A 12,188-nucleotide genomic window follows, 5' to 3' on the forward strand; every position below is an offset into this window, starting at 1 on the left:
CGATATTTACTCGCTACCTGTGTGAATGCCTAAAAACAGAGCAATGATCAGTGCTGCGACGTTGCAGCCTTAATCGCCGCCTCGGCAGTCGTCCGATCGCACCAATTATTCTTAGCATTGATCCCACCATCTTGCGAACGGTAGCCTAAGCATCCCATGAGCGAATCGAATATTTCAGTATGCTTATGTTGTACGCCTGCTTTTGCCTGCTGTTGCAGCAGAGTAAAGCGCTGTCGATTTTCGCTATCGGCTAAGAACGGGTTAGACGCCCATACAATCATCGGCACTCTAAACTGTTCTGGCGGAGCCATTTCTCTCGGCGTGCCATGAAAATGCATATTATCGCTAATCGATTCGCCATGATCGGCGACATAAAACACAATCGCTTTCTTATCGCGCAGCTGGTCATAGATAGCGTCTAAGGTATGATCAACATAGCGGACAGAGTTATCATAAGCGTTGATCAATTGTTCCTTAGAACAGAAGTCGTTGCCGCCAATACACTCTGGCGTATAGTAGGCAAAACTCCTTGGATAGCGTTGGGAGTAAAGATAGTGTGAGCCTTTGGTATGTAGAATGATGAGGTGCTTTCCTTTCGGAAACTGGCTGACCGATTGTGCCACTTTCGGTACCAGCAGCATATCGTCGACGGTCTTACCCCTATTCTCCGGCTCAGAACCGATCTGTTCACGAAACTCAATATTGTTCGCATCGGTCTTACTGTAAAACCATACCTCTCCCTGCATGGCATAGAGTTCCGACGTAAAGCCTAGCTCACGCAATACGGAAAAAACGTTTTCTTCTTTCAGCGTACGCCCAGGATCATTAGCCGCCCCGCCTTCACGAACAAACATGCAACGTAGTGACAACTTCGTCGCCGTATCGCACGACTCGCCCCTGAAGGCTGCAAGATTACTCTCTTTCGCCAGGTTAGGCGTCGTGTCTCGACGATAACCGAAGATGCCCATATGGTCCCAACGGGTCGTTTCACCAATCACGAATACGACGTACGTGTCATCTAGGCTTTCCGGTGCCGTATAGTGGAAACGTTCTGCAGGATCGAGCAACTCTTCTGAAAAAACGTCTTCATTTAAGCGTGACCAGGCAAAAATACCGAGTGATGAGACCCAATTAGACGGTAAGTAACTATGAGCAACCACGCCGCCATAGCTTGGCATGTCGCGATTGGTTTGATGCTCTTGGGCTTTATAAGCTTTATCCAGCGTACGGATTGGCAACCACGCCAGTACCACCGCCAAGAGAACGCCCCCCCAGCCGCGTAATGCGGATTTGACCCGTCGAGATTGTATCAAGAGCCCTGCGTTGCCATCGTTCAACCAGATTATGATAAGCGGAGGTAACCCAAGCAATAGGAGCCAGAGATAAAACCATATTCCCACCACCTCACTGGTTAGGTCTGTATCAGTGGTTGTGAGTACCGAGGCGATAATCCCGTAACCAATGATGATGTTGTACATGAACATGTAGTAAGCGCTAGCGACTGAGACCAACACGAGTACAGAGGAGAAGATTTTAGCACACCATTTTCCGCCTAAAGACGTTAAACGCAGGACGAAAAACGTTGCAAAGAAGGTGGCGAGTATTTCCGCGGCGATAGAACAGCCTGCGAGTAGCGTCGGTTGTTGAACCACGAGTTTGATGTGGCGATAAAAGATAGCACTATTTAAAAACCATCCCACATAAGCAGCGAGAAGGACGGAGACTTGCGTTTGGCTCAAACTACGAACTTTAATCATTACACCCAACTTGTAAAAAAACTATCACTGATAAGACGCAAACTGAGAGTCCAAGAATAAAGATCAGTTCGAAAAAAAATAAAAAAGCACAAAAAAATAAGAAAAAAACTCAAAACCCTCAGGCTAAATGAATAAATGTATATTCAGTGACTCGCTTTACTTCGCCTAACGTGAGGAGAGTATGAACCGATAGGGTGCACGATGACTAATTTTTCATGTAATTTTCGTATTGCCCCGTTGGCGTTGACGACTGTTTGCTCTATTCTACTCACCATGCACTTGAGATACCTCAGAGGCTGCAAACCGATTTAATACAGGAGTTGTAATCAATGACATCAGGACTTTCACAGATGATAAAAAAAGCAGGTGGGTTAATTGCGTTACTGATGGTGATGTGCCAACTCACTGCCTGTGGCGATAAAGATGCGGATCAACGTAAAGCGTTTGGCGATTTCCTACAAAACACCGTGATGCGTAGCGGCACTCAGCTGCCTGCTCTTAGTGAGAACCAGAAAAAATTGTTCGGAAACTACGTCGGCGACTATGCAATTCTGTATGGCTTTTCACAGCAGCTTACTCGAGCTTTAAATGATGGTATCCGTCCTGTTACTGACCAGCTGTCCGCTATTCATACTCCGCAAGATTATTTAACGCAACGCGATGGACTGCGCCAAGCGGGCGGTGCTCTAAACGTCGTGTCTCAGCAAGTGCAAAATGCACGTAATTTAGCGGACAGCAGCAAAACCTCGTTGAAGCTCCCAGAAGATCTACAAAAAGTCTATGAAGACGCTTACAAGAAGACTGTAACGACACCTGCTGATAACCTGCAGCCGCTTTTACCTGAATTACAGGCATTAACGCAAGCCGTGTTAGATACAGCAGACTTCTTACAGGCTCAAGATTCACGCCTAAGCTTCAATAACAATGCGGTCCAGTTCCCAACTCAAGACCAAGTCAATCAATACAACACGTTAGTGGGTAATATCAGTAGCCACGTGAATGCTCTGACCCAAGCTAAAGGATTAATTCAGCAATAATCGCCCTGTCGTAGGTGGAATCTACTCCACCTACGCTGTCCCCAGCACTTTTTTCGTGTATCCTGTCTCAAAGTAGAAAGGAGCCCATCATGAAAGACCCTATCAAGGCTGAAATTAAACGTCTCAGCGATCAACTCGACAGTATCAACCATAAATCGCAACCCGTATTAGAAAGCGGTAATGTGGAAAAACTTGGCGAGATGATGAAAGAAAAACAGACTATCGAGGAAGAACTTCAGCGTTTGCGTGAAGAGCACACTGCCGGTCTGAGCAAAGAAGCACAAAAACTGCAGAAGCTTGGTTTTCAGCGCGCAATTACGAAAAAAGAGCAGGCTGATATGGGAGCATTGAAGAAACGTGTTCGCGGTATTATTGTCGTTCACCCAATGACTGCGCTAGGCCGTGAAATGGGCCTAGAGACGGTAACAGGCTTTGCCCGCGAGCAGTTCTAATTTTTGTGCTGATAGGAGAACCCGTTCTCGGCTTCTCCTACTCGGTTACTCTGCGGCTTTCACATCAATTTGTTGTTGTAAGTCGTCTAATAACTGATAGCGTCTGCGATATTCCGCGCGTTTCTTACTGGCGATGTCTTCGATACTTTTTCGAGGCTGATTCAACGGTAGCAAAAACAGCTTATTCGACTGCTCTTCCCCACCCAACGTCGTCCAAAATTCATTATAACGTGCATGAATCTGCTCGCGCTTACTAAAGCGATAACGAAGCTCTTTGACGAAGATATGAGAGTTATCGCCGACTGCGCAAATTTGTGTGAGATGACAGGCTCTGGCAATCAACATAATCGCTTCGAGTAACAGCCGCTTAGGAAAGAGTCCCTCACAAGCTTTCGTTGCATCACGAATGATATTTTGGTCGAGGTGACGGCCTGGGCCTTGTAGCCCTGCGATGATAACACTAGGCTGATGCTGGTAATCGGCCAAAGAGAAACTAAGACTCGTAATATCCTCAGTACGAAAGCGAAAGAGTAAGGTCAATTCACCCTCGCGGTCAAAAATCGCGGGTACGCAATAAATCTCAATAGGTTCATCGTTCTTTCCCAACCAGCTTAAGAGTGGTTTATCGCGACGTTGTCCCGCTAAAAAAGCCGTAAGTTCGCTCTGTCCGAGCTGTTCAATACGCTGGTAATGAGAAATGATTTTTTCGGCGCGTTGTGAGGCACTCAAGCCACCGATTAGATAAGGTCGATGGATCTTGGCAGGAATAATGCCATGGGTTTCGATGACTCGAGGAAAGTCAGTTAATCGTGTCAACGAGGTCAGATAGCGGTAACTCACTAACGGCGAACAGACGCTGCGAAAAATAAATTTATTATAAAAGCGTCCACGCTTCCAAGCCCGATGTGGCTTGTATTTACGCAGAAGCAAATCGACCATAAGTTGCTTGTGAGTAAGGGGCTTGTTCGAAGAGATCGAAGTAGACATAGGTCTCTCTAAGGCTAAATAATGAGTGTTGAGTCGATTTTATGTCTAATTGACTAAACTTGTACTAAATAAAATGCGATAAAGACTAAAAAATAAAAAACCTCATAGCCTACGCTAGGAGGCTATGAGGTTGAACGAGATACGTGGCTTATTTTACGTTAGCAAAACGCGCAGCAGCTTCGTCCCAGTTTACAACGTTCCAGAACGCCTTGATGTAATCAGGACGTTTGTTTTGATATTTCAGGTAGTAAGCGTGTTCCCAGACATCGAGGCCCACGATAGGAGTCCCTGATGCGCCAGAGATTGCTTCACCCATTAATGGACTATCTTGGTTAGCCGTTGAAACGACGGCAAGCTTATCGCCCTTTTTAACCAGCCACGCCCAGCCTGAGCCGAAGCGCGTTGCCGCCGCTTTTTCGAACTCTTCTTGGAACTTCTCCACGCTACCGAAATCTTTTTCGATTACCGCTTTTAAGTCACCTTGCAGAGTCGTGCCGGTTTTCAGGCCTTTCCAGAAGAAGCTATGGTTTGCGTGGCCGCCTGCGTTGTTACGTAATACGACTTTCTTATCAGCAGGGACTTTATCTAATTGCGTGATCAGCTCTTCTACCGGCAGATCGGCAAACGGCGTGCCTTCGAGGGCAGCGTTAGCATTATTTACATAAGTCTGGTGATGTTTAGTATGATGAATTTCCATCGTTTCTTTATCGAAATGTGGTTCTAACGCATCATAAGCATACGGCAGGGATGGCAGTGAATAACTCATGTTCAACCTCTCCAATTAAGTGTTTATCATACAGTGTCATTAGATAGAAACTGCTCAGACTGTCCATCCATTATAGTTAAATAATTGATCTGGAAAAGAAGAAACAATGCCCTACAGTTTACAAGGTTTATACTACTTTATTGGTATGCACTCATGTTATACGACAATAGCCGATGTTCACTGCATTTAGGGACTAGCGCTGATTATTATTAATAATGACTATGGGTAGACTTATTTGTACTTAACCTCACTGACTATCCTCTGAGGATGGGTATAGATAATCGCACGCGTTCCCCGGCTAAAGCCTACCAGGGTTAGCCCATACTCCTGAGCGATATCAACCGCCCTCTGGGTTGCTGCCGAGGCCGCACAGAGAATTTCAACACCGCAACTAATCGCTTTCTGCACCATCTCATAACTCGCTCGGCTAGAGATCAGTACCCCCCCTTCAGATCCCCAGTCAGCGGTGGCTCTAGCTCCGAGTAGTTTATCTAGCGCGACGTGTCGCCCAATATCTTCATAGCCTGCCTGCACCTTGCCGGCAGTATCTAGCCATCCCGCTACGTGTGTACACGCCGTTTGTCGGCCAATTGGCTGCAGATCTTTTAGCTGTTTGAGGGCGATATCGAGGGATGATAACGCGAGGGTTTGTGTATAGGGTAAATGGTGTTTCGGTTGGCTAAGCATGTCGAGCTGCTCGGTGCCACAAAGACCACATCCTGTACGTCCAGCTAACGTTCTACGATGCTGTTTAAGTGCCATAAAGCAGCTACTGGCCAGCTCTATATGCACTTCTATACCCAATCGGTGCGCGGTGAGAGAGATACCGTAGATTTGTTCCGGACGGTCAATGATCCCTTCGGATAATGAAAACCCTATCGCAAAGGCTTCTAACGCATCGGGAGTACACATCATCACGACATGAGAAATGCCGTTATAAACCAGGGCGACCGCAACCTCTTCAGCGAGAATATCGTCCTGCCTCTTAATTCCAGTCGGTGACCATTCAGCAACAGAAAACGTTTTCATTGTCATCTTTCAGCCCTCAAAAAAAAGCCCGAAGAATTTCTTCGGGCTCGGTCATCCTATCGATACTCGCTATTGAAGCAGCGAGATATCGGCAACTTGTAGAAAGAGTTCCCGTAATTTCGCGAGTAGCGTTAGGCGATTTACACGTATAGCCTGATCTTCCGCGTTAACCATCACTTGTTCGAAAAAGTTATCTATCGCTTCGCGTAGTTGTGCGAGTTCGATAAGCGCCTCTTGGTAGCGTCCTTGTTCGAAATAAGGCTGTAGTTTGCTATTCAGTGCGCTTACATAAGTGGCTAATTTAATCTCCGCATTCTCTTTAAGCAGAGAGGCTTGCACGGCAGTATCGAGCGCTACGTCTGATTTCGCTAAGATATTCGAGACGCGCTTATTAGCAGCCGAAAGACTTTCCGCCTCAGGTAGAGTACGGAAATGGGAAACCGCTTTCATACGGGCATCAAAGTCTGCGGGGCGAGTCGGTCGACGGGCCAAAACGGCTTGGATGGTATCAACGCTATGCCCCTCTTCGAGGTACCAGCTTCTAAACCGTCCTAACATAAAGTCGATAACCTCTTCGGTCACCGCGCTATTAGTGAGTTTATCGCCATATAATTTCACTGTCTCTTCTGTCAGAGACTGAAGATCCAGCGGTAAATCCTTCTCGACGATAATGCGTAACACGCCCAGTGCGGCGCGGCGCAATGCGAAGGGGTCTTTATCGCCTTTCGGGTGCTGACCAATACCGAATATGCCTGCCAACGTATCCATTTTATCGGCAATCGCCAATGCACAAGCGACTAGACTTGACGGTAGTGCGTCACCCGCAAAGCGAGGCTGGTACTGTTCATTCAATGCTACCGCGACATCTTCCGCTTCACCGTCGTGGCGCGCATAGTGCATCCCCATGATGCCTTGTGTATCCGTGAACTCGCACACCATGTTGGTCATTAAATCGCATTTTGATAGTAACCCCGCGCGCGTGGCATGCGTGACATCGGCCCCGATTTGACCGGCAATCCAGCCCGCGAGCGCTTGAATACGATCAGTCTTATCGCGTAACGTTCCTAATTGCTTTTGAAAGAGGACCGTTTCTAAACGAGGCAGTTGGTCGTCTAGGCGGACTTTACGGTCGGCATTAAAGAAAAACTCGGCATCGGCTAAACGCGGGCGTACGACCTTTTCATTACCAGAAATGATTTGATACGGATCGCTCGACTCGATATTCGTCACAAAGATAAAGTGTGACAGGAGTTCGCCCTGTGCAGAATAGACCGGAAAATATTTCTGGTCGCCTTTCATTGTGTGGACTAACGCCTCTTTCGGCACGGCTAAGAACTTCTGTTCGAACTGCGCGGTAAGGACGATTGGCCACTCCACCAGTGAGGTGACCTCTTCGAGTAGGCTATCACTCAGATCCGCAATGCCCCCTACTTGTAAGGCGGCAGCCTTAGCACCTGATTCGATCAGCGCTTTACGCGTAGCGTAATCGGCTATCACCTTACCACGCTCGGCGAGGATAGTAGGATACTGGTCGGCGTGCGCAATCTCGAAGGTACTTTCCCCCATGAAACGATGTCCACGCAGAGTCCGTCCTGAGGCGATCCCCAAAATAGTGGCAGGTAACACGTCGGCACCTAACAGTAAGGTTACGGTATGCACTGGGCGAACGAACTGTTCACTGCTGGCCCCCCACCGCATGAGCTTAGGAACCGGTAGCTTAGCTAAGACTTTTGCGACCATTTCTGGTAACAACGCAGCCGCTGATTCGCCTGCGACTTGCGCCCGGTATACCAGCCACTCGCCTTTATCTGTGACTAAACGGTCAGCTTGCTCAACCGTAATCCCATTACCGCGCGCCCAGCCTTGCGCCGCTTTCGTCACATTCCCTTCGCTATCAAACGCCGCACTTAAGGCAGGGCCGCGTTTTTCGACGACACGATCCGCTTGCTTGGCGCCAAGGTTCAGTACCTTAACCGCAAGGCGACGCGGGGTCGCATACCATTCAACCTGTTGGTGAGAAAGCCCAGCCGTATCGATTTCTTGCGTGAGCTGATCGGCAAATGCCTGAGCCAGTTGGCGCAGGGCTTTAGGTGGTAGTTCTTCAGTACCGATTTCTACCAGAAAAGTATTGTCGCTCATCCCTACCCCTTATTTATTTTTATTACACATTGGGAAGCCAAGGGCTTCACGTGAAGCGTAGTACGCTTCGGCCACTGCTTTCGTTAGGGTCCGGATACGCAGGATATAGCGTTGGCGTTCGGTTACCGAAATCGCCTTACGAGCATCTAACAGGTTAAAGCAATGTGCCGCTTTGAGGATCCGCTCATAGGCAGGAAGCGGCAACGGTGTATCGAGAGCCAGCAGGTGTTGCGCCTCTTTTTCATGCTGTTCAAAACAGCTAAAGAGGAAATCAACATCCGCATGTTCGAAGTTATAGGTCGATTGCTCCACCTCGTTTTGATGGAAAACGTCGCCGTAAGTCGTTTTACCCAGCGGGCCATCGCTCCACACGAGATCATAAACGCTATCGACCCCTTGGATATACATCGCCAAGCGTTCTAATCCGTAGGTAATTTCGCCTGTCACCGGCTTACACTCTAGGCCACCCACTTGTTGGAAGTAGGTAAACTGCGTGACTTCCATACCATTTAGCCAGATTTCCCAACCTAGACCCCAAGCGCCAAGCGTTGGGTTTTCCCAGTTATCTTCTACGAAGCGGATATCATGGATAGTAGGGTCGAGGCCTAACGCTTTTAATGAGCCAAGGTAGAGTTCTTGGATATTATCGGGCGAGGGTTTGATCACCACTTGGAACTGGTAATAGTGCTGTAGTCGGTTAGGGTTTTCGCCGTAGCGGCCATCGGTCGGACGACGGGAGGGCTGGACATAGGCCGACGCCATAGGTTCTGGCCCTAACGCGCGCAGACAAGTCATTGGATGAGAGGTGCCAGCGCCAACTTCCATATCCAAAGGCTGGATAATAGTACAGCCCTGATTCGCCCAGTAATCCTGTAGTGTCAGGATCAGTCCTTGAAAGGTTTTGGTATCAAACTTTTGCATTGTGAGTTCCGCACGCGATACGCTAAAAAAAGTGGAGGCTAGTATACCCTCTGGCTGTAAGATATGCAGCCGTAAATCCTTAGCAAATGCGGTCGAAACTCAACAATCCAGTAACCTACAGCGAGTTTTAAGCTGGGCTATACAATCCACAGAGCTTATTGCCGAAGGGATCGCGTAAGTAGGCAAGATACAGTTCTCGCTGTCCCACGGTGCGTAATCCTGGAGGCGATTCTATCGCGCTTCCCCCTGCATGAGAACCAACGCTATGCCATTGATTTACCGCATCTTCACTCGGTAACGCCCAGCCGATAGTTCCGCCATTAGCACCGGTAGCCGCTTCGCCGTTTATCGGTGGCGTGACGAGAAACATTTGTTGCCCTTTGATGTAGTACAGACGACCCTTGTCATCCTCACCCTGTGCATCTGCACCAATAACCGTAAACAATGCATCGTAGAACTTTTTTGATACTGCAATATCGTCGGAACCGACCATAACGTGACTAAACATGGTGACCTCTCTCGTGAGCAATAAGGCGCGCAAAGCACGCCTGGTGGTTTTAGCCTTTAATCGCACAGCCCTGGCATTTGTTGTTCTGAATATTTTGGAAGAAATCGTTGCCTTTATCATCGACCAAAATGAACGCCGGGAAATCAGTGACCTCGATTTTCCAAATAGCTTCCATACCCAGTTCAGGATAGGCTACGCAGTCTAATTTGGTAATACTTTGTTGAGCGAGCACCGCAGCAGGTCCCCCGATACTCCCTAAATAGAAGCCACCATGTTTATGACACGCATCGGTGACTTGCTGGCTACGATTGCCTTTCGCCAGCATGATCATGCTGCCGCCGTTCGCTTGTAGCTGATCGACATAGGAATCCATCCGTCCTGCGGTAGTTGGTCCCAAGGATCCGGAAGCATAGCCTTCAGGAGTCTTTGCCGGCCCTGCGTAGTAAATGGGATGATCTTTCACGTATTGCGGGAGGGGTTCCCCGCTGTCGAGTAACTCTTTTAATTTCGCATGTGCGATATCACGCGCAACAATAATTGTGCCTGAAAGCGAGAGCCGCGTAGAGACCGGGTACTGCGCAAGCTGTGCCAAGATCTCGCTCATCGGGCGATTCAGGTCGATACTCACCACATCGCCTTCGCCTTGTCGACGCAGTGCTTCTGGGATGAATCGTCCGGGGTTAGCTTCCAGTTTTTCGATCCAAATTCCTTTGCGGTTAATCTTTGCCTTGATATTACGGTCAGCAGAGCATGAAACGCCCATTCCGATAGGGCAGGAGGCACCATGTCGTGGTAGGCGAATAACACGGATATCATGGGCAAAATATTTACCGCCAAATTGCGCGCCTATCCCTAGGTTCTGGGCCGCCTCTAATAATTCTTGTTCGAGTTGATGGTCACGAAATGCTTGCCCATGCTCGTTACCTGTCGCCGGTAAGTTATCGTAATAATGAGCCGAGGCGAGTTTAACGGTTTTTAGCGTGGCTTCCGCAGAGGTTCCACCAATCACAAACGCGATATGGTACGGAGGGCAGGCAGAGGTGCCTAGACTACGCATCTTCTCTACCAAATAGTCCTTGAGTTTACCTGGCGACAACAACGCCTTGGTTTCTTGGAATAAGTAAGTTTTATTCGCGGAACCGCCCCCTTTGGCCATGCAAAGGAATTTGTACTCGTCGCCATCAACGCTATAGAGGTCGATCTGCGCAGGGAGGTTCGTGCCGGTGTTCACTTCTTTATACATATCGAGTGGTGCATTCTGCGAATAGCGGAGGTTGTCTTCGGTATAGGTGTTATAGACTCCTTGCGCTAACGCGGCTTCGTCGCCCCCCCCGGTCCAGACGGCCTGCCCTTTCTTCCCGACAATAATTGCCGTTCCGGTATCTTGGCACGTTGGCAATATCCCTCGCGCGGCAATTTCGGAGTTACGCAGAAACTGTAAGGCGACATAGCGATCGTTTTCGCTGGCGTCAGGATCATCGAGGATTGCTGCTACCTGCCGCTGGTGAGACGCACGCAGTAAAAATGATGCGTCATGGAAAGCATGTTGTGCGAGTAAGGTTAGCGCGGCCGGATCGACTTTCAGGATCGATTGGCCTTCGAACTCCGTCATGGAGACGTGGTCAGTACTCAATAAGTAATAGTCGGTGTTATCTTCTGACAGGGGAAAGGGTTCTTGGAAAAAAAAGGGTTTTGTCGACATTCTTCAGCTCACTTTACTTATTATCTGGGCACCCTACTGCGCTCCTTATCTGTGAAGCGTTAGGGCAGACTCACCAGGAAAACATTTGTGATGCGATTATTAACATATTTATTACAAATGTCATCCCTGCTCTTTTTCAATTAACCACAGCTTCGCACCAGGTATAGTGATCTTTATCGATAAAAGCGACGATCCTTGGATTATTTTCGAGCGATAGGCGCTTATTCCACAAATCGGTAGCCAATACCATTCTCGGTCAATAGGTGCTGTGGACGGCGTGGATCAGGTTCTAGTTTTTTACGCAGATGGCCGATATAGACGCGTAAATACTGGCTATCTTCGGCATTTGGCCCCCAGAGTGAGGTCAGGATGAAATGTTGCGTCAGTACCTTACCCGCATGGTTAGCGAGCAGTAGCAGAAGCTTGTATTCCATCGCCGTCAGATGCACTCGCTCTCCCGCCCGCTTAACGGTGTGTGCCTGCCTATCGATTTCAATCTCACCGAATTTTTTTACGTCCTCCACCTCACGCTCGCTCCGGCGTAGCGCGACCCTAACCCGCGCCTGTAACTCACCGACACTAAAGGGTTTCGTCAGGTAATCATCGGCACCTCGATCCAACGCTGTAATTTTAACTGATTCATCATGACGGGCAGAGAGTACGATTATCGGTTTATCGCTCCATCCGCGAAATTGCTGGATAAAATCCAAGCCCTCTCCGTCGGGGAGTCCTAAGTCAAGTAACACAAGATCAGGGGGGCGAGCGGCGGCGAGGGCGAGTCCACGGTGTAAGTTCTCTGCATGAAAGATTTTAATATGGTCGGCGGTAAGCACCCGCTTGAGGTAGCGACCGATTTGTACTTCATCTTCAATAATTAACAGAGTTGTCAT

At 48.6% G+C, this 12,188-nt stretch carries 11 protein-coding genes; 2 read left to right on the forward strand and 9 right to left on the reverse strand.

The annotated features are described in order from the left end of the window. Positions 1-47: 47 nt before the first annotated feature. Positions 48-1,757 carry a kdo(2)-lipid A phosphoethanolamine 7''-transferase gene (gene eptB / locus HGT70_RS11805; protein ID WP_214195949.1) on the reverse strand — a complete coding sequence of 570 codons (1,710 nt, stop codon included), beginning with the start codon at positions 1,755-1,757 and terminating at the stop codon, positions 48-50. A gap of 329 nt (positions 1,758-2,086) precedes the next feature. Between eptB and HGT70_RS11810 the strand changes: the two genes are divergently transcribed. Beyond that, positions 2,087-2,794 carry a DUF3053 domain-containing protein gene (locus tag HGT70_RS11810; RefSeq protein ID WP_071432614.1) on the forward strand — a complete coding sequence of 236 codons (708 nt, stop codon included), beginning with the start codon at positions 2,087-2,089 and terminating at the stop codon, positions 2,792-2,794. An 89-nt stretch (positions 2,795-2,883) separates the two neighbouring features. Then, positions 2,884-3,246, forward strand: coding sequence for a YibL family ribosome-associated protein (locus tag HGT70_RS11815; protein ID WP_071432616.1), 363 nt, complete (start codon positions 2,884-2,886; stop codon positions 3,244-3,246). Between the two features lie 45 nt (positions 3,247-3,291). On the opposite strand, the gene HGT70_RS11820 is transcribed toward HGT70_RS11815, so the two are convergent. The 8 genes from HGT70_RS11820 to HGT70_RS11855 form a co-directional block, all read right to left on the reverse strand. Continuing rightward, positions 3,292-4,233 carry a VirK/YbjX family protein gene (locus HGT70_RS11820; RefSeq protein ID WP_214195952.1) on the reverse strand — a complete coding sequence of 314 codons (942 nt, stop codon included), beginning with the start codon at positions 4,231-4,233 and terminating at the stop codon, positions 3,292-3,294. A 148-nt stretch (positions 4,234-4,381) separates the two neighbouring features. Continuing rightward, complete coding sequence (gene sodA, locus HGT70_RS11825) at positions 4,382-4,999, reverse strand: superoxide dismutase [Mn] (protein WP_214195953.1); 618 nt, start codon at positions 4,997-4,999, stop codon at positions 4,382-4,384. A gap of 231 nt (positions 5,000-5,230) precedes the next feature. Next, on the reverse strand, positions 5,231-6,034 hold the full coding sequence (gene fdhD, locus HGT70_RS11830) for a formate dehydrogenase accessory sulfurtransferase FdhD (RefSeq protein WP_214195954.1): 804 nt from the start codon (positions 6,032-6,034) through the stop codon (positions 5,231-5,233). 63 nt (positions 6,035-6,097) lie between these two features. Beyond that, on the reverse strand, positions 6,098-8,167 hold the full coding sequence (gene glyS / locus HGT70_RS11835) for a glycine--tRNA ligase subunit beta (RefSeq protein WP_214195957.1): 2,070 nt from the start codon (positions 8,165-8,167) through the stop codon (positions 6,098-6,100). 9 nt (positions 8,168-8,176) lie between these two features. Continuing rightward, positions 8,177-9,088 carry a glycine--tRNA ligase subunit alpha gene (glyQ, locus tag HGT70_RS11840; RefSeq protein ID WP_071432626.1) on the reverse strand — a complete coding sequence of 304 codons (912 nt, stop codon included), beginning with the start codon at positions 9,086-9,088 and terminating at the stop codon, positions 8,177-8,179. 127 nt (positions 9,089-9,215) lie between these two features. Continuing rightward, positions 9,216-9,596, reverse strand: coding sequence for a VOC family protein (locus HGT70_RS11845; RefSeq protein ID WP_214195958.1), 381 nt, complete (start codon positions 9,594-9,596; stop codon positions 9,216-9,218). A gap of 49 nt (positions 9,597-9,645) precedes the next feature. After that, complete coding sequence (fumA, locus tag HGT70_RS11850; RefSeq protein ID WP_214195959.1) at positions 9,646-11,298, reverse strand: class I fumarate hydratase FumA; 1,653 nt, start codon at positions 11,296-11,298, stop codon at positions 9,646-9,648. Between the two features lie 221 nt (positions 11,299-11,519). Further along, complete coding sequence (locus HGT70_RS11855; RefSeq protein ID WP_214195960.1) at positions 11,520-12,188, reverse strand: response regulator; 669 nt, start codon at positions 12,186-12,188, stop codon at positions 11,520-11,522.

It is taken from the genome of Rosenbergiella collisarenosi, from assembly GCF_018494085.1.
Lineage (GTDB): Bacteria > Pseudomonadota > Gammaproteobacteria > Enterobacterales > Enterobacteriaceae > Rosenbergiella > Rosenbergiella collisarenosi.